Below are 18034 nucleotides of genomic sequence, written 5' to 3' on the forward strand. Positions count from 1 at the left end.
ATATCAGGGGTAGGTGACCCTATCAACAGGCACCGCTGCGCGGTGCGCGCTTATATCACCGCCCGAGTGGGCGATGCTTTACGCGCTGTTTTGGTAAATTGCCTCTAGTTTCATAAAATCCTCCATGCCTCTCCTACGCTTTGTCTGAAAAATGACGTCTTACGAGATTTCCGATCAGGGTTGGGCATTGATTACAGATAGCGTTTCGCCTGACATGCCCGCTGGAAGTGGGCGCCCACGGCGCGATGACCGGCAGAGGCTCAACGGTATCTTCTGGATCCTCTGCTCCGGTGCGAAATGGCGGGACCTGCCCAACCGCTTTGGGCCCTGGAAAACGGTCTATCAGCGCTTTCGGCAGTGACGAGATCACGGCACACTCGAACGCATCCTGTCACACCTTCACCTGAAGCCTCGGGAATATGGCTACATGGATCTCGATACCAGGATGGCTGATTCCACCTCGATTCGAGCGACTCGGTCTGCCGCTGGAGGCGGCCGACCGAGGTTACGATAGTAATCGGTTGCGTCGATACTGCGATCGATACGGGATACGGCCGACTATTCGGCACCGGCAAATGCGTCGCCGCCCCAAGATAGGGCTGCCACGCCTGTTCGAACGCCCGCGTTATCAGCGTCGTAATGTGATGAAGCGCCTATTTGGCTGGCTAAAGGAAAAGCGCCGCCTCTGTACTCGCTACGACAAGCTGACGAATAGTTGCCACGCCATGGTCACGCTGGCCTGCATCGAGCGCTGTTTGCGTATATATTTTTCAGACAGAGCGTAGGATACGGCGACGGATTCCTCTTAGCTGGGGCTATCTCCGGTTTTCCTGCAGCAGGATCGATGGCAACTCCCTCTTAACTGGCTAAGGTGTTTCAGTTGGAAGTGATCGGCCCCTTGCTTTGCCCCCTAGCTAGGAGGAATTCGCCGCATCAGCTAGGAGGTATCCATCGCTTTCGAAGTTTTTAAGGACGTTTTGCCGCTTTTAGCATGCTTGTGAAGGGACTCGAGCTAAGAGGTATATGTCACCAAGTTGATCTAGCTAAGAGGTATCCGACGCACCGAAGCCAAATTACTCAGAGGTTTTTGTCGCCAGGCTCCTAGGTATTAGTCACCCTTCTACCCTTAGCAAGGCGTACTAGGAGGAATCTGACACACTCGCATAGAGGTAACCGGCACGTTAGCTAGTAGGTAAGCGTCACCGTAGCAAGAAGGTGTTAGTCACATGAATTGGCCAGCACAGGCTCTACGACGCGGTTTCTTCGTCCTCTCCTTTTGTTCTTTCATCCTTTAATCCTTTTCTTTAATTCTTATGCAAGTACCGAGCAGCTAACAAGGTAAGGCTCGGAGCCGCCACTGTGTATGTACTACGAATGGTCATCAGCGGAGGTCTTACCGGGCAAACGCTTCGGCAGTGCCGCTGCCATCCATGAGGGGGTTATGGAATAGGAGACGACTGGGTCCTTTGTAGCACTCTGCCGTGCTGAGCCGGCCAAGGATGAGGAGATGGAAGGTATCGCCTAGCTCAGAGCATGATGAAGTGATGCTAAAAGTTTCCCCTATAACAGGCACAGATCGGCCCAACCCCGGTGCAGGCCCCAACCCCATGGATTGGAAGCATTGTTGACCTACGAATTGTCGACATCGTCAACTCAGTAAGCAGCTTTTCCCAAAAAGGTGCCAGCCCATCGATGGCATGGACCAGATCGCCAAGGTTTCGAACAGAGAGCTGTCGACCTGGCCAAAAGAATGGCAAGCCCCGTACCTCTAGTGTGGGAAAGGATGGGACCGGCGAAGCAGCGCGAACCGAGCAAGCGGTTCCTTATGAAATAACGAAAATAAGGCGTTAAGCTACAGTGCTGAACACAGTTCAGCGACCCTAAAAGTACCGCTTTTACCCGACGCCCGAGCAGGCCGACCTGCTTGCCAGAACGTTCGGATTCGCTCGCTTTTGTTACAATCACTTCCTTATGGTTCGTACCGATGCCTGATACGATAAGCAGTAGCGATTCGAGTACAACGACACCGCGAAGCAGCTTACCCCACTGAAGAAACGCTGCGGCTTCAAAAGGTGTCGGTCTGCCTTCAGCAATCGCTTCTGAACCTGGATACCACCTTCAAAGACTTCTTTCAGGGCCGAGCCAGGTCTCCGCCCTTGAAGAAGAAGTATACCCGTCAATAGGTTCGCTACACGACAAACGGCTTTTCGTACCGCGATGGGCAGATTAAGCTGGCCAAGGATAAGGAAACGCTAGATACCCGCTGGGTCATCGCTTCGCCGGCACGCCCTCCAGTGTCACGGTTAGTTAGGACTATGTAGATCGCTATCACATCTCCATTATTGTCGAGGAAGACGCGGCGGCATTACCGCTCATCAAGCAAGAGGTGGGCATCAACCTAGGGCTGACTCATGCTGGTTACTACCAGCGGCGGGAAAATGTCAACAACCATCATTGCTTCGAGCGATCCGAGAAGATACCGGCCCGCGCTCATCGCCATCTATCCCGCAAGCAGCAAGGTAGCGCCAATCGCGCCGGGGGCCAAGCGGAAAGTGGCGCGCATCCACACCAGGATCGCCGAACCAGCGTATGGGTTTTGCCCACAAGCTGACCACACAGGTCATTCACGAGAACCAAGTCGTCGCTGTGGAGAGCCTTCGTCTTCAAGTAAAGAACCTGCTCAAAAACCACTCGCTGGCGAAAGCCATCAGCAATGGGGGCTGACATCTGATCACGACGATGCTGGCATACATGACACAGTGGGACGGGCGTTATTTAGTTCAGACCGACAGCTTCTACCCGTCGAGCAATCGTTGCCACGCCTGCGGTTACCTCTCTGACACCATACCGCGATCAGTCCGACAATGGGACTGCCCAGACTGCGACGCCAGTCACGACCGGGACGTGAACGCGGCGAAGAACATTCTCAAGGCAGGCAAGGCGGTTGGCACCGGCGCCGACAAGCTTCGAGAACATGAGAAAACTACCGCGGGGCACGTGGAAGGATAAGCCTATGGAGTCCGTGTAAGCCTCTGCGGGCAAATCCCGGGGAGCAACGTACAATGAAGCAGGAACTGGAAGGCGACAACCAAGAATCCTGTCTTCAGGATGGGGAGAATGACAATACCTACATGCCAAGGCCACCAGGCCTTCGGTAGGGGGGCTGATGCGGTCGTCATCGGCAATCTAGATGGAAATAACCAGGCACAGTAGGCAAAAGGCGACTGCTACCTGTGCCAATTCTCTTCCATCCTCGGCCAGATAGCCATTGATTTCAGCAGTGACTCCAAGGCCGCTATTCAGACCGTAAGTTATGAGCCAACGTGCAAGTTGGGCCTACACATGAAGAGCTGGTTGTGAGAAACCAAGGATCATCTCTATAGCGTAAACACCCCGATATACAACGCCCAAACGGGCATTATCAGCTACCCCTCCACCGGCTGGCAGTCCGGCAAGTGCACCGTGCAAGGCGTATACAACTTCGGTAGTTGCAGGACTACGGAGCGTAACGGTGAGATCCGTAAAATATCGCTCGATGCCATGCCATGGCCAACCAGATTAACAAGAATTTCATCAGCCGCCGTTCCTTGACAGGCTGTCTCGTCATCGCTGAGTAGCGCACTTGCGATTTTGTTAAAAGGGCTGTTGCACTGTCTTCACTCGGTGTCGACTTCGCCGGCCTTGGGAAACTCCTTGGTGACGTTCTCCATCGCCCCATTGTTAGAGACCAACACTATGATACCGAGCTCCCATAGGCTCGAACCCAGCGGCACATAGTGCTAGGGACACTGGAGGTTCTCACCGGCGATGATAGAGCAGCCGAAAGCTTCCTTGGGATTGCATATTCCGCCAGCACCCGGGCGCGCTCATCGCTGATGCCAGCGACGACTCCCTTGAGCAGGTTCGACTTGCCGGTGCTGGACGGACCGTTTACTACCCTCAGGCCAGTGTCTCCTGCAGCTGACGAAAAGCCTGATTGACCGCCACCTGCTGGCTGAACAACAGAAAAAAGCAACTTTGCCGGGCCAGCCGCCGCGGGGGGACAACGCGGGATCGAGCAGCGCCTAGGCCGCACTGAGATCGCATCGCAGATCGGTCTGCTCGGCACGCCCTTGGCCCAGGTAGGTGGCCAGTGCCCCACCGCCCTGCCCCGCCTTCACGGCATGCTACCCAGAGACCATCGCCACGGAATAAATTGTTGAGTATTCCAGCGCCACAGTCAGCTTTCGTTTGGCGTTTCGCCGCCCTGCGCGACAACCTCCTTGGCAGCCGCTCGACCAGCCAGCCCAAAAACGCCGCAAACTGCCAACGCACAGGAGGAACGGATGAACCGCACCATCAAGGAGGCTACGATCCGGGCGTTCCATTACACCTCGCTGGGCCTGATTCAATCCCACCTGACTGATTATTTTGGACCTATAACTTTGCCCAGCCACTCAGGGTGCGCATGGGCAAAATACCGGTTCGATATATTTTCGAGCAATGGCGAAAAAAGCCCGAGAGGTTTATGACGACCCGAACCATTACCTCACAGGACCAAGCATGTACAGTTGCTCTGCACCTAATCGAACCTAACTGCCTTCATTTGCGCACGGATGGAATACTACTACTAATATGAGAGCAAGGGTTCCTCAGCTTCCGGGGAGTAAAATTAACCTGAAATGTTTCGCATGCGGAACTCCTCAGGCTACTAACGAAGTCCTGACCGAAGAGCCAGGGTTTGTCATCATTAAGGTATGCTAAAAGATCCCGGCCCCATCTAATATGAGCTTTAGCGAATATCAGTTGCCCGGCGCAGGATTACCGCCACATGTTCAAGACGCTATTCATTGCTTGCCTGTAAGGTATTCGCAGCGATCGTCAGCTCTAGTCGAACATGACTATTGCTAGTTCCTGGGCATGCGCCTGATTGACAAGATGCTGGATGGTCGACCTTAAGCTAGAATCAGCGCTGGCGGTTCCGTCACAGCAATATCGCACAGCAGCTATGCGACCATGCCGTGGAGCAGAAATGCAGCCGGGCCTGATGAGCGGTCGAGTCCTGTACACCGACAGAACCCACACCAAGGTCAATGCCAAATCGCCACCACTCAACTATGCAAGAAGAGGAGAGAAAGCCGCAGGCCTACCTGGCCGAATTGGAAGATGAGTTTATAGCCGATCGTGAGGCGCACGGAAAAAGCCGTTTCCGCCTCGTCGAGGAGCGGAACCCGAACCCGCTGTCAAGCAGATTGATGATCCCGCCCCTGGCAATGGCTATATGGTGAGGAAAGGCTAGCCCGAGGGCTTCTTCTACCTCGTACTACAACCGTAGTTGCTGTGAAACCCCGCCATACTTCTGCCGCTTTCTACCGTGCCTGGCAGTGCGAAGCGGTTTCCATGCCCCGCCACACCAGGCGAGTCAGTAACTTGCTGATCTCCAGCAGTGTCAGACCGATTCGTGTATGGGCTGTTTTTTTGCTGGGCTGATTGGCGCATCTCCACGAGCAAGGCGTGGGCCAGAAGAGCGAGCGTGATGTGCCGATACCAGCCAGCGACGAACTCATACTGAACCAGGCCACATTCTCCCTTGGCGGTCTGAAATCCTTGGTCGATATGCCAACGTTGGCCGGCGACCGGATCAGGGCATCCAACGAGACCTAACCGCGGGGGGCAAACGCCACGTAGAATGCCCGGTCGGCAGGGGCAGTTCACGATTAGCGAACTAATAGATAATGGCCCCAGTGTTACACTTCTTCCGATAAGTGAAGGCGCCATAAGGGTGGGCATGGCCCAGTCGCACCAGCGCTCGCCCTGGCTGCCGCTGCCGGCGGTTAGCCGACGCCAGATGTCGGGCGGCAACGCCTCTGCAATAGTGTAATGGCCCCCTGGTTTCTGCTCACTTCAAGCGACTAATGCCGTGTGAGTTCTAGGCGCCACATAGCCCAAGGGCTGATGGGATCGCTCTTCGTTGCAATACGGGCCCTGCCACCATAACGGCTCATTGCATGGCACGGCGAGGCCGAAAAACTGTTCCCGTTCTTCGAACCAGTGGCGTAGGCAGCGGTTGCCCCCATAGACGGAATTTCCAGTGACCCAGCCGGCAGACATTCCGTTATCGAGCGCCCGTTCCAGCATGCTCCGGTCCAGTTCCGGCTTACTGGCAAAGCCGACCTCATCGGGAATCCCGGCCTTGCGATAACGTTCACGATCCTGTGTCCAGGCCTTGGGCAGGTACAGTTCATGGTTGATGAAAGTACTTCACCGGGAGCTGGCGTAGCAGAGAAAAACGCCAATCTGTCTGTTCTCGACACGCTGTACTGGCGCTGAACACTGGCGGAATGCTGCCCTTTCATTATGAATCCCGTCCCATCTAGGATCAGTACGCCGACCGGTGAACCCAGGTACTTTGTTATCCACTGGCGCAACACTTCACGCGCCGCTTCTGGATCCCAGCGGGCTCGTTCAAGCAAATATTGCACGCCATCAGGGGAAGCGTCGCCCAGCCACTCGGCAAGCTGCCAGCCATTCTTGCGTTCACATTGGCTCAGCAGCCCCTTGATGTAGGCCATGGCTCGCTCGCGCGTTTCGGAGCGTGGAAAGAGAGTGCCCACCCGGCTGGCCATCGCCTCGAAGCATCTGGGATCAGGGAAATCACAACGCACCATGACACACCTGTCTCGGAAGAAGACTCTGCTTCAAAACGTAGATCACCAACTACGGCTGTAGTACTAGGTTACCGCACGGTGGATGGACACACACCACCATCTCCGTCATGCATATCAAGCCGGCGTGCCCTACCTGGCGCGTCAATATCTACAATGCTGGCTGTTTCGGTTTCGATATCGCGGCTGTTAGGTTGGTGCAGGGCATTTTCCGCTGCAATTTTCCAGGGCCTAGGAGAACGCCAACTTTGCGGCGTGATCGGCTACTGCCGGCCCAGCAAGCCGAAAGACATGACGCCGACCAGACAGTTACCGCTGCCCGAAAGGCCAGATGTTGCACAACGCGATTACCAATAAGGAAGGTTTCCGTCATTACCAGTGGGCCCCGACCCTGATGCCGGACGTGTCCACGCCTATCGGCCTGCACACGCAATCGGCACTACCACAAGACGGTGACTTGCCACGTATGGTAGGGCCCAAGTTGCGGATAGGCAGCCACCGGCTGACACCGGCAGGCAAACGCATTTACGAGCTCCTCACGGAGACGGTGGAGCGCAGCTTTACGTATGCCGAGCAATTTCAAGGGTATTCTATATACGTGTATAAGGTATCGGCGTGATGGGAGAGCAGGAGTTGCTCTGCGCTATGGTGCAGAACCTGAAAAGGCTAGCGCTGGAGGGCTGAGGCAAGCCAATCCAGAATTTCATGTTTTACAACACCTGGCAGCAGACCAATTTCCGTTTGAGTCACCATTCTCACCTATCTCTATTCACATCGGGCTGAGCACCCCATTTCTAATCGCGCAGCGTACGGATAGAAACGTGAAACTCCGCAAAATGTGAGATTCTTCAGCTGCCTAAAAAGTTCCGCATGCGGAACATCTTATTCAGGGGGTAGTCAGGCTATGCTGGCATCGGATGCGGGCCTGAGCGATTTACAGGTAGGTGTTCGAAACACCTTGGATGTAAAATACACGCTTTGGTTCGTGGAAGGGTGTGCCCTGCTATGGGGCAACATATCAAGGCACACGCATCCTTTCGATCGTGATTGTCCCACGAAGAATACGGCGTTTCCCGATTGCGAGCGCAGGCCAGGAAGGAGACTAGATGTACCTGGACGCTAGCCTGTGCTAACCGATACGCAATCGGGCAGATGAAAATCTGCCGTTGGCTCCAGGACCGACAGGACGGTTTTCCATTGGCACTGAAGGAAGTTGATGAAGTCCTCGTGGACTGAGCGCTTATTAGCCAGTTTGAATACCTTCTCGTGGCCATCGACCCAGCTTGTTGTGATAAAGCTTAGCGAGGTCGATCACGACCCCCAGTATGTCTGAAATATGCTCGAGCATGGTAGCCGTTGCTGGTCTCTCCCTGATAGTCGTTACTAGGACCTCTCAGACCACTTGGCTACCACTACTCGAAGGCCTTCGAAGGAACTATAGTCCAGAGCTCATCATCAATTTATGCGGGATACCCCGATCTTTAGTGCGGGGAGGGATAGCGTGTCGTGCGTAGCACGACTGAGTTCCAGTCCCGCTTCTCCTTTTATTTTGTGGTTAGGGCTTGATGATAGCGATAGCCATCAGCGCGTTGAATTGAAGCTGCCTGTCTTGCGCACGGCCACTCGGTCTGTGTGCAGGCTAGCCTTCTTGCCGTTGGGTACCTCGGCTCTGACTATATCGCAGGTCTGGAAGCCCTTGGCCAGCTTCTGACGCATTAGATAGCCACGCGGGAAGCAATATTTGTTGAGTTGGGTTCGCTGATCGCTGCCTCGGCCCATCGCCTTGATGACCAGAGGGGGGCGCTGCCAATCGGTGACAACTTCTATCTGGCCAACGCTGGCGGCCCATTTCTCCAGCAGGTATTCACGCACCTCGTAGCCCATTAAGGTGCCTTGCTAATACTCGATCCCGCTGATCTCGGGATTCTGCATCTGTTGCATGTCGAAGCGTACGAGTTCCTGATTGTTCTCCGTGATCGGGGCTAGCTTGCGAAGCCGAGTGGCCCAGCTCATGACGGCATCGACCCGATGTTGCAGGCTGGAGGCGAGCCAGCCCTTAGGTCGTGTGCGGTTGTTGAAACGCGGCTGTCGATTGAGCAGGTTCTTGCTGCGCCGACGGCGCCGGAATCCGGCACGTTGTTGCAACGCTTCACAAATCTGAAAGTCTCGATGGCTCAGCTCGAAGAGGCCGATGACATAGTGTGTCTCGCCACTCTCACGGACCAGGGCGATACCGCTGCCTTGGCTGCCGGGATCGATCTTGAGGCGAATCGGCTGGAGGACACCGCCATGGCAATTCTTCAGGCGGGTCGTGAACGGGTAGCGACATACCTCCACGGCACGGTCTCACGCCAGCAGCAGTTTGCTTGCTTCTCGCTACACGGAATCTGCGGCTGTTGTTGTTTGTTCAAAACGAAAATCGGCATGCGTTTTCCTACCTTGTTAATGCCCTTACGGGCCTTGTAACGCGGGCCTTTTGGCCGGTCTCCCCTCGGGAAAGTCAGTGACCGGCCCCTGCGAGATGCAACGATCTGAACCTTCGGCGTTTTGCCTTTCGCCAACGTGATTCAGATTTTCCTGAGTCCACCGCTGAGGAAGCACGATGGAGTGGGTCCTGGCGACCTGTCACTAACGTAGCGGGCGGGCTACCGCTTTCCCTGGTCAGTCTGCGGCTTGCTTTTCACAAGTCCCGTCCTTCAAAGATGTCGCGAAGGGGGCTGAAGGCAGCAATGCAGCAGACAACGTACTGTTTTTGGTGGCGCTTTTACCGATACAGTCGGCTTTTGCGACACCCTCTTCAGGGCGGGGTAGCTGACACGTAACGAGTTAGTAGAAACGCTGAGAGCGTTAGGAAGGGGCAAATTACGCCCTTAAAGTAACAGCCTATGTAGATTGATGGATCACTTTATGTGGCATAGAATGTTCCGCATGCGTAACATGACGCGGGGCGGCTGGATAGCTTATGACGATAACACTGATCCAATCCATGCTGAGGTCGGGCATTCCGAGATAACATGACCAAAATAATCAGTTTTGCAAATCAGAAGGGCGGTGTCGGCAAATCTACCATTTGCCTTCAAAGTGCATTTTATCTCGTCGAAGCTGGACATCGTGTTCTCGTGATCGATCTTGATCCGCAGGGCAACACATCTAGCCGGCTGGCTCAAGACGAGTCCGGTAACGAAATTGAATTTAGCGGCACAACGACAGCAGACCTTTTCAGGTATGGCCTCGGCGAAATTCCTGTCATGTCCTGTCCTAGGGGCATGGACCTTATATGGACAACCAAGAATGATCCCGTCCTATCAGAAATTGAGTCATTAGACCTTGAATGTGCCTTACTTCCTTCTGAGAACTTAAAAGCGAGCCGCCTGCTAGATTGCTATGACTACGTACTTATTGATTGCCCGCCGAGTTTAGGAAGGAAGCTGATAGCAGCACTTGTTCTCTCCACACATGTCTTATGCCCAGTCCAAGTCAGCGGCTTCGCTGTAGATGGGGTAGAGGGGCTGCTAAACACTATTATTAGCGTCCAGTCAGAGCTGAATCCTCAGTTGGAAAACACGGGCATCGTTATCAATAACCTCAACCGTAATTTCCAAACACATATGGAAGCTCGACAGCAGCTTATTGATGCAGTCCCTGATTTGATCTACGCCACTGAAATTGGCGTTCGGGGTAAGCTGGATGAAGCTACTAATAAAGGAATCCCTGTGTGGTGTATCAAAACGAGCTCGGGACGTGCTGCTGCGAAGGATGTCCGTGCGGTAATCGAAGAACTAATCGAGAAGGTGGGCTGAAATGAGTCTCGGCAATCTTTCCAATCTCCAAAACCTATCTCGACGCGCGAAAGGAGCCAAAGAAGTAATAGTTCTTAGCTGCGATGAGGTGATTCCGAAGGAAGGCCAAGTCCGTAAAGAGTTTACTGGGATTGAAGAACTGGCTGATTCTATCCAAACCCATGGCCTAGAACAGCCCATCATCGTATCTCCGAAGGATGCCAGTGGCAAATATCGCATTCAGAAAGGAGAGCGCCGTTGGCGTGCCTGTAAACTACGTGGGCTACCCATTGAAGCTATCGTTAATATAAAAGAGCAGACAAGCTTAGACGAAACAGCAGGCGAGCTGATAGAGAATATACAGCGAGAAAACCTAGCACCTCTCGAAATCGCTGAAGGATTGAATAAGTTCATCGAGGCTGGCTGGAAAGCTGCTGCTGTGGCAAAACGCCTTGGTAAATCGAGGGGATATGTCTCTACACACCTGGCGCTGCTGAGACTGCCTCAGCAAATCCAGCGTTTGTATGAAGAAGGAGTGACACGGGATACCGAAACACTCAATAACCTGCGTCAGCTTTATGAACGTGCCCCTGACGAGGCAGAAGAAGTCTGCGACCGTGCACTAGTGACCGGTATTAGTCGTAAATCCAGCCGCGATTTACTAAAAGAGGCCAAGCAAAGTAAGAAAGAAGCTTCTGCGAAAACCGGTGAAGATTCTACACACTCAACGGAGCACTTTTCTGATACAGGGATGAGTCGCAAGGATATAAAAGAAGATGAACCAGACGAACTAAAATATCACGATGTTTCGGATCATCAAGAAGTTAACAGTTCCAAGCGTAAAACTGAGGCTACTCGTAACGACATTGATGACACTGAGCCGTCAGCCGACGCACGCACCAAGGCAAAAAAGCCCGGCTTGGAAAAGTGGAAACGCACCGAACCTCAGCGAGTTCGTATCAAAGTAAGTACAGTCTATCAGAATGTCTTTCGTACAGGATTGTTATTAACTGATCGTGTTGATACTACGGCGGGCTTCTGCTGGATAAGACTCGATGCCAATGAGGGCAATACACCCGAAGTGGTTCGCTTGAGCGTATCGGATTTGCAGTTGATGAGCGTAGACGGAGAGGATTAACCTGATGGCAGGTAATCTATCTCGAGATACGCAGCGAAAGTATGCTATTATATTAGCTTTGTCGCAAATTGATAGGCCTTCGCTGCAGGATATAGCCCAGCAGACCTGCATCCCGGCTGGAACGGTCAAGCGTCAGCTAACTGCTATTCGTAACGAATTTAAACTGCGTATCCTATTCATTCGAGATGCTGCTGAGTCAGAGAGTGCTAATGGGTTCTATGCATTGGACGACTGGGGCATCCTTAATCGCGACGAGTTTCTACGATACTTTGGAACCCTTAGTATTTCCGCTTAACCACAGTTTAAACCGGCTTATTAGCTGGGGGTGGGCCTAAAGCCCACCTCTACCATAGGTCCTCGTGCACAGTCTAGTTTCTCACCAAAAGCTCTATGCCGTAGGTCGATTCCACAAGGGGAGTAGGGGAGGGATAGCTAGCGAATGTTTCGCATGCGGAACAGAATGACTTGAGGAATATATTGAGCACCAAAGGATTTCGTTAAGTTTCTTCGCCCACTAGCCCGCCATTGGGCTGTAATGATGAAAGGCCGTAAGCCGATTGACCTGATCGCCACTCCTGTGGGTTTGAACTCGCCGATGACTTCCTAACGCGCTTGGATATGGCATCTAGACCTGATATAGCCGGCGCCGCGGTGGGAAGTCCTGCTTCAGCAGGTTGGGTGCCACGGATAATCCATTTCATGAGTTCGTGGTGATTTTTTTGTGCTTGTGAGCCGCTTGCGCCCGAAGGGGTTGTTGCTGGAGGATGATAGCTGTAAGAGGTCAGATAATAGATTAAGCCGTAGGGCTACCTTCTGCTGGCAGCGCGTGAACTCATTGCTCAATTCATCCGAGAGCAGCGAGATAGGTATCAACTTGCGTAAGCCCGCGCCCACCACATCGCGCATCCGCCAGGAGATCTAGCAGGCACCGCCTCGATCAGTAGTAGCGAACTGGCTCGACGTTATCATGTCTCGTGCCCCATTGACCTTCTCCCCAGAAACCGGTCCATCGGCAATGTGAGATTTCCGCTACGTTTACTCTGTTAGCAGGAGATCTCGCGATGAAGCGTAATCGCCATACCGAAGAGCAGATCATCAGTATTCTCAAGGCCAACGAGCGCGGCGTCTCAATCGCCGAGCTGGCCCGCCAAAACGGCGTGACCGAGCAGACCCTTTACCGCTGGAAGGCCAAGTACAGCGGCATGGAGGTTTCGGAGGCCAAGCGCCTCCGCGAGTTGGAAGCCGAGAACGCCCGGCTCAAGAAGCTGTTGGCGGAAAGCGCCCTCGACAATGCCGCGCTCAAGGAGATCGTCTCGGGAAAGTGGTGACGCCCGAAGCGAAGCGGCGGGCGGTACAGCATCTGGTGACGGGCGGCTGGCTCAGCCAGCGAGGCGCCTGCCGACTGCTGGGCCTGGCACGATCAGTGGCTCGGTATCAGGCCATACCGCGTGACGATGCGCCGCTTCGGGCACGCCTGCAAGCCTTGGCGACGAGCTATCCCCGCTTTGGCTACTTACTGCTGCATGCACTGTTGCGTCAGGAGGGTCTGGTGATCAATCGCAAGCGTACCTACCGGCTGTACTGCGAGCATGGCCTCCAGGTCCGGACCCGACGGCGCAAGCGACTGCTCCGGCCGAGGACACCGATGCCACTGCCGGACCGCCCCAACCAGCGTTGGTCAATGGACTTCGTGTCGGATCAGTTGGCCTCGGGGCGTCGGTTTCGCGTGCTGAACATCGTGGACGACTTCAACCGAGAGTGTGTCGGGCAACTGGTAGATACGTCCATTTCCGGGCGTCGCTTGGCCCGATTCCTGGACGAGATTGCTCAGCAGCGCTCTCTACCAGCCTCGATTGTTTGCGATAACGGGCCGGAGCTGACCAGCAAGGCAATGTTCTTCTGGGCGCGCGAGCGGAAGGTGACGCTGGCCTTTATCCAGCCGGGCAAGCCGACGCAGAATGCGTTCATTGAGAGCTTCAACGGCAAGTTCCGGGACGGCTGCCTCAACCAACACTGGTTCCTGAGCCTGGCGGATGCACGGCACGAAATCACGCAATGGAGGACCCACTACAACCATGTCAGACCGCACAGCTCACTGGGTTATTTACCACCGGTAGCGTATGCCGAGCAGTGCGCATGAAGCTGGGATTTCTCACATTGAGGACGGACCTAAACTAGGGGGAAGGTCACCATTATTGCCCGTTCAGGATAGAATCCTGCCACATCGGCGGGCTTTTTCGTTTGCGGCTATCATTGGATAACCTTCCACAGTTGAAGAAGTGCTTCCTTGATGCCGCTACGCCTGGCAGCGTATTCGGCAGCTCGTCGAAGATTCGCTGCCTGCTCAACGCTCATCGGGCCATCTTCTTTGCGTCGCTGTTGGCTAATGCCTAAGCGTAGCCGCGTCGTATCCACCGTTTGCTCTACTTTATTCATATGGAGGCTCCGTGTCACTGTGTAAGCTCATGACTATTACATTAATTCACACAAAGTTACTCCACGGTTAATTATCTCCCACATCCGTACGGTTTCTAATTAATGCCGCCCGCGAGCCTACTCCTCGGCTGAAGAAAGTTGGCTACCCCTTGGCCTCGGGGAATCACTACTAAACGATACCTGACGCCCAGTCTGGGATGAGCCGATTTATCGTTGGCCCCGCGCCGGATTTCGGAACGAGAGAGCATGAGCTCTGCACAGACCACAACCGAAATTGTTAAAACTGCGCCGCCTGTCGGCGTGACAGCTGCCGTTTACATTGGTGGATTAACTGATGAACAGGGTGGCGGTGGCGACGCTGCTACACCTCGCGCTGCAGCCAGGACTCCTGTTCCTTCGGCACATAACGAGTATTAGGGCTTGGTGGAGAAGATGCCGGCTCCCCCCGGCGGCGTTTGCCCCCGTTATAGAACTGCTGGAGAAAGAGGTGTCTTGGGCAGGGCGGAGAGACTGACACGTTAATCGTATACGTACGCCCACTCTTCTAACGCACAGCTATGCCTGAGATTGGCGCGATGCACGAGAAGCAGAATCCCTCGCGGCTCGCACCGCCTAGAGTCTTCCAAGCAAGCCGGCCGTTGAGGCCTTGCCCTGTATCATAACCATGGCAAACAGTGTTGCGACGCATCTCCCGGCTGACCGTGCTAGCTTTTTGTCCTGAAGACAAAACCGTATTTTAGGAAAGTAAAGTGGCCAGGACTTCGGTTTCCCTTGTCGACGCCTCAGCCAGCGCCGGAGCTGAGGGCTGTCCATGATGAGAGTGGTTACCTCATAGTGCTCCCCTTGAGGGATGATGACTTGGCTGCGGCCAATGGGGCGCTGGAAGAGTGCTTCTGCCAGCTCGCGGCTGACGCGCATTTCCAGCGTAATGGTCTCGTCGGCTATCGCGACGGTCCATATCCTGTATGGAGACGGGCGGGCCAATCGCACGCCTGAAGTACGAGAGTTGGCCAGCATTTGGAGGTGGATGGCCGAGGTCTACCCAGGTACACCGCGGCTGACCGCTGGTGACCACAATCTGCAGCCTACCGACCCGGCTTGGCAGCCACTACGCGACGCCGGCGCCATTCCCTCAGTTACAGCTGGCGCGACCACGCTGAGCAGCCACGACGGCGAATACGCCAATCTCTATGATAATTTCTGGTATGACCCGAGTGAGCTCAATGTTTCGGGTAGCGGCATAGTCAGATACCCGGAACTGCTTGGACTTAGCCACCAGCAGGCTCGCTAAATAGTTTCCGATCATGCACCCATTTACCTTGCTCTCGGTAACACAGTGTCTGGCTTCAGTAAGGTTGCGGATACACCTTCGCCCCCTGACTCTGGATCGAACTGCATCGAACTGAATGCGGCCTCGGCCAGTGAACTAGACGAGCATCCGAATGTTGGGCCATCGAGAGTGCAGACATTATCGATGGGCGCCCGTGGGCCAGCGTGGACAAGCTGGTACGCATTGACGGTATCGGACCTGCTCGGATGCGTCAGATTAGAAGCAGTGGCCTCGTCTGCGATATGTAGATAGGTATGCCAGCAATGGATTACAAGAAATGTCAGGTATGTCTCGTACCGTCTCGTTAGTTTTCAGGTACCAAAGCCGTGACGTCTCTTCCTGCGTGCTGCTCTCCGTGGCTCGCCTTAAGTCTACAACGATAGGAGCTCCGGCCAGGACGGTGGGGCTTTCTTGTCTGGGGCTTACGTTACGTGTCGGTGATCTCTTACAACAGTAGGAAATACAGGTTAAATCGTAAGTCACTTATAGCTGCCATACTACATTTAATCGAGCTAAGGACAGCTCGAGGCAAGGAAGTATCGAGCCAGGAAGGCTTTGGTACCCAAGGAAGCGCGGACAGGATGTTTGCGGCAGCATCCAGGGAAGCGGGGCAGGAAGCTCTGGAAGTGTGAAGCAAGGAAAGGCAGCGCTCGAAGCGCTTAGAAAGCCCGATGCCAGACCGGCCCCTACCCAGGGGTCCGGGCTTTCTTTGTGGCTGAGTTTCTGCGCATTGGATTGCAGCTACTATAACTAGCTAGGCTGTAGTTAGCTGAAATAATAACCATGCGGATATTGCGCAGAATCTATTTCAATAAATTAAACAGATTGTCTCCATTCTTATACACAAGGTTAGCCCTACATGGTACTTTTGCGTGCATGACGTCCTACTTCCTGCGTCTTAAGCTGTGTTACTGCTAGAGATGCCTGCTTTCTACGTCATATGCCCCTATTTCGTAGGGGTGTCCCCTTCTTTAAGCATATGCTGAATAAGCAGCGGGCCATGAAGCTGCCTACTTTCTCTTACATTTCTGCAAGCTAAATGCGTACAGGGCTCCTCTACCATGTGAGGTATCTTGGTTAACTATGGATAGAGGCGCTTTGCAAGCCCTTGGCTACGGATGGCCAAGGCTATTGTTTCTAACCACGTATATAGTTTCATGCACGTGTAGAGATAACCCCACCCCAAAAGGCAGTTCACATGCCTTTTGGGAGGTTGCTGGGCAGGAAGCCTGGGCATGGAAGGGCAAGCCATGGATGGCTTAAAGACCAAGGATGCGCGGGCAGGATGCTTGCGGAGAATGCAAGGAAACACAGTACTAGAGATAGCCCGGCCCCAGTGGTCGGGCTTTTTCGTCTCAAAACCCTATCTTTCCTGCATGCGGTTATTGACGTGGCTGAGCAGGGACATAAGAAAAAACAATTAAGACCTTAGTCGTACTATATTTCCATGTGCTGCTACTACGCATTAAGCTGTGCACACACTCCTTTAGCCTGCTAACAAGAAAGGCATGCTAATGTGATCGAGGAGTAGCAGAATGAGAAAGTTAGCTTCAGTTCAGCTTCTGGCCGCTGCCTCTCTAGTAGTGGCTTTCCCATTAGTAGCCAGTGCCGGTTACTCAGAAGAAAAGGCCTACGAGCGTATCCAGCAGCCGCTGAATACAGAATCCAGCGAAGCCGCTCAGCGCAATGACAGCAACGAGTTTGCAGTCAAGGCTGACGTCTTCGAAGGTGAAAGCTATACCATGAATGATGTTCGTCAGCGCATTCATGAAGAGACCAGTCATTCAACGCAGATGGATATCAAGGATGCACATGGCTCATCAGTAGCGCACTCCAATAACAAGTATTTCCCGCACGGGCGGGATTGGTAATCGAAGCCACTGTGGAACAGAACGCGTAGCAGGAGCCCGGCCCAGGTGAACTGAGCCCCAATCGTTGGACGGTTGGTTCTCTTAGCCGACGGCCATGGCCTGAGTCCTGTAAGCACAGGGCTCAGGCCATTTAGTTTCTGCTTGATCCGCTGATGGTTGTAATACTGGATGTAGTCGGCAATCCCTCGCTGCAACTGCTCAACGGTGTCGAACTGGTCCAGATGAAAGTACTCAGCTTTTAGGGTGTCGAAAAAGCTCTCCATGGCGGCATTGTCCTGACAGTTCCTTTTTCGTGACATGCTGCGGTGCATCCACTTCACCACCACCAGGCGGCGATAGTTGGGGTGGCGGTAATGCCATCCTGATCTGAGTGCAGTAAAGGCCGATCATCTGCTCTCAGCCGGTCGAAAGCGTTCTTCAGCATATGTTTCACTAGGCGAATACCGGTCGTGGCCCGGTCCGGAAGGCGATGATTTCGCCGTTATACAGATCCATGACCGGCATTTCTTGATGTAAAGGCTGCGAACTGCCCGGCCCGCTTAACAGTGCCTTTCAAAACCTTGAAAACGGCATCAGCCATTCCTAGATTTTCAGTATGGCTAAACAGATCGTATCCGATGAACTCTGGTCCATTGTCGAGCCGCTGCTGCCACCACCGAAACCCAAGCCGCGTGGCGGCCGGCCTCCCGTCTCCAACCGCGCCGCCCTGACAGGCATCCTGTTCGTCCTGCGCTCAGGCATCCCCTGGGAGATGCTGCCGCAGGAGATGGGCTGCGGCTCAGGCGTCACCTGCTGGCGTCGCTTGCGTGACTGGCAGGAGGCGGGTGTCTGGGAGC

The 18034-nt window shown here is 54.1% G+C and carries 14 protein-coding genes and 4 pseudogenes; 12 read left to right on the forward strand and 6 right to left on the reverse strand.

What is annotated here, in order from left to right; all coding sequences use genetic code 11:
• The first annotated feature begins 151 nt into the window (after positions 1–151).
• The 5 genes and pseudogenes from F568_RS24645 (at position 152) to F568_RS25515 (ending at position 5643) form a co-directional block, all read left to right on the forward strand.
• Positions 152–785: pseudogene (locus tag F568_RS24645) on the forward strand (transposase).
• Positions 786–1896: 1111 nt separating this feature from the next.
• Positions 1897–1992, forward strand: a pseudogene (locus F568_RS25925) (helix-turn-helix domain-containing protein); the annotation flags it as partial.
• Positions 1993–2739: 747 nt separating this feature from the next.
• A complete protein-coding gene (locus F568_RS25930) occupies positions 2740–3009 on the forward strand; it encodes a zinc ribbon domain-containing protein (protein ID WP_268247067.1) in 270 nt (89 codons plus the stop codon).
• 1316 nt (positions 3010–4325) lie between these two features.
• Positions 4326–4511, forward strand: coding sequence for a hypothetical protein (locus tag F568_RS0120865; RefSeq protein ID WP_019020703.1), 186 nt, complete (start codon positions 4326–4328; stop codon positions 4509–4511).
• Between the two features lie 982 nt (positions 4512–5493).
• Positions 5494–5643, forward strand: coding sequence for a hypothetical protein (locus F568_RS25515; RefSeq protein WP_019020705.1), 150 nt, complete (start codon positions 5494–5496; stop codon positions 5641–5643).
• Positions 5644–5883: 240 nt separating this feature from the next.
• On the opposite strand, the gene F568_RS26445 is transcribed toward F568_RS25515, so the two are convergent.
• Complete coding sequence (locus F568_RS26445; RefSeq protein ID WP_371827867.1) at positions 5884–6231, reverse strand: transposase; 348 nt, start codon at positions 6229–6231, stop codon at positions 5884–5886.
• Positions 6232–6293: 62 nt separating this feature from the next.
• Positions 6294–6647: pseudogene (locus tag F568_RS26450) on the reverse strand (transposase); the annotation flags it as partial.
• Between the two features lie 328 nt (positions 6648–6975).
• Here F568_RS26450 and F568_RS0120880 point away from each other — a divergent pair.
• Entirely contained in the window at positions 6976–7263 is a 288-nt protein-coding gene (locus F568_RS0120880; RefSeq protein ID WP_026300696.1) for a hypothetical protein, read from the forward strand.
• 962 nt (positions 7264–8225) lie between these two features.
• Here F568_RS0120880 and F568_RS25935 read toward each other — a convergent pair.
• Entirely contained in the window at positions 8226–8528 is a 303-nt protein-coding gene (locus tag F568_RS25935; protein WP_019020707.1) for a hypothetical protein, read from the reverse strand.
• A 12-nt stretch (positions 8529–8540) separates the two neighbouring features.
• Positions 8541–8981 (reverse strand): RRXRR domain-containing protein, encoded by a 441-nt coding sequence (locus F568_RS25940; RefSeq protein WP_019020708.1) that lies wholly within the window; start codon positions 8979–8981, stop codon positions 8541–8543.
• Positions 8982–9658: 677 nt separating this feature from the next.
• Here F568_RS25940 and F568_RS0120900 point away from each other — a divergent pair.
• The 3 genes from F568_RS0120900 to F568_RS0120920 all read left to right on the forward strand — a co-directional run bounded on the left by F568_RS0120900 (position 9659) and on the right by F568_RS0120920 (position 13701).
• A complete protein-coding gene (locus F568_RS0120900) occupies positions 9659–10444 on the forward strand; it encodes a ParA family protein (RefSeq protein ID WP_019020709.1) in 786 nt (261 codons plus the stop codon).
• 1 nt (position 10445) lies between these two features.
• Complete coding sequence (locus F568_RS0120905; RefSeq protein WP_019020710.1) at positions 10446–11561, forward strand: ParB/RepB/Spo0J family partition protein; 1116 nt, start codon at positions 10446–10448, stop codon at positions 11559–11561.
• Between the two features lie 1061 nt (positions 11562–12622).
• A protein-coding gene (locus F568_RS0120920; protein WP_156817532.1) for an IS3 family transposase occupies positions 12623–13701 on the forward strand; the annotation gives its coding sequence in 2 pieces (ribosomal slippage) (positions 12623–12878 and positions 12878–13701; 1080 coding nt in all).
• 110 nt (positions 13702–13811) lie between these two features.
• Here the strand turns inward: F568_RS0120920 and F568_RS0120925 are convergent.
• Complete coding sequence (locus F568_RS0120925; RefSeq protein ID WP_019020714.1) at positions 13812–13997, reverse strand: hypothetical protein; 186 nt, start codon at positions 13995–13997, stop codon at positions 13812–13814.
• An 853-nt stretch (positions 13998–14850) separates the two neighbouring features.
• Here F568_RS0120925 and F568_RS25135 point away from each other — a divergent pair.
• Both F568_RS25135 and F568_RS25315 read left to right on the forward strand, forming a co-directional pair.
• A complete protein-coding gene (locus F568_RS25135; RefSeq protein ID WP_156817533.1) occupies positions 14851–15288 on the forward strand; it encodes an exonuclease/endonuclease/phosphatase family protein in 438 nt (145 codons plus the stop codon).
• A 1574-nt stretch (positions 15289–16862) separates the two neighbouring features.
• Positions 16863–17198 carry a hypothetical protein gene (locus tag F568_RS25315; RefSeq protein WP_169338691.1) on the forward strand — a complete coding sequence of 112 codons (336 nt, stop codon included), beginning with the start codon at positions 16863–16865 and terminating at the stop codon, positions 17196–17198.
• 81 nt (positions 17199–17279) lie between these two features.
• On the opposite strand, the pseudogene F568_RS25945 reads toward F568_RS25315, so the two are convergent.
• Positions 17280–17699, reverse strand: a pseudogene (locus F568_RS25945) (IS3 family transposase); the annotation flags it as partial.
• A gap of 94 nt (positions 17700–17793) precedes the next feature.
• On the opposite strand from F568_RS25945, the gene F568_RS0120955 reads away from it, so the two are divergent.
• A partial coding sequence (locus F568_RS0120955) for a transposase (protein WP_019020441.1) occupies positions 17794–18034 on the forward strand: 241 nt, incomplete at its 3' end.

Source organism: Modicisalibacter luteus DSM 23508, assembly GCF_000378505.1.
GTDB lineage: Bacteria > Pseudomonadota > Gammaproteobacteria > Pseudomonadales > Halomonadaceae > Modicisalibacter > Modicisalibacter luteus.

What these genes read in the sequence shown, in the direction of transcription:
- F568_RS25930 (WP_268247067.1), top strand. Translation starts at nt 2,740, where the DNA reads ATGCTGGCATACATGACACAGTGGGACGGGCGTTATTTAGTTCAGACC.
- F568_RS0120865 (WP_019020703.1), top strand. Translation starts at nt 4,326, where the DNA reads ATGAACCGCACCATCAAGGAGGCTACGATCCGGGCGTTCCATTACACC.
- F568_RS0120880 (WP_026300696.1), top strand. Translation starts at nt 6,976, where the DNA reads ATGTTGCACAACGCGATTACCAATAAGGAAGGTTTCCGTCATTACCAG.
- F568_RS25935 (WP_019020707.1), bottom strand. Translation starts at nt 8,528, where the DNA reads ATGGGCTACGAGGTGCGTGAATACCTGCTGGAGAAATGGGCCGCCAGC.
- F568_RS0120900 (WP_019020709.1), top strand. Translation starts at nt 9,659, where the DNA reads ATGACCAAAATAATCAGTTTTGCAAATCAGAAGGGCGGTGTCGGCAAA.
- F568_RS0120905 (WP_019020710.1), top strand. Translation starts at nt 10,446, where the DNA reads ATGAGTCTCGGCAATCTTTCCAATCTCCAAAACCTATCTCGACGCGCG.
- F568_RS0120925 (WP_019020714.1), bottom strand. Translation starts at nt 13,997, where the DNA reads ATGAATAAAGTAGAGCAAACGGTGGATACGACGCGGCTACGCTTAGGC.
- F568_RS25135 (WP_156817533.1), top strand. Translation starts at nt 14,851, where the DNA reads ATGACTTGGCTGCGGCCAATGGGGCGCTGGAAGAGTGCTTCTGCCAGC.
- F568_RS25315 (WP_169338691.1), top strand. Translation starts at nt 16,863, where the DNA reads ATGAGAAAGTTAGCTTCAGTTCAGCTTCTGGCCGCTGCCTCTCTAGTA.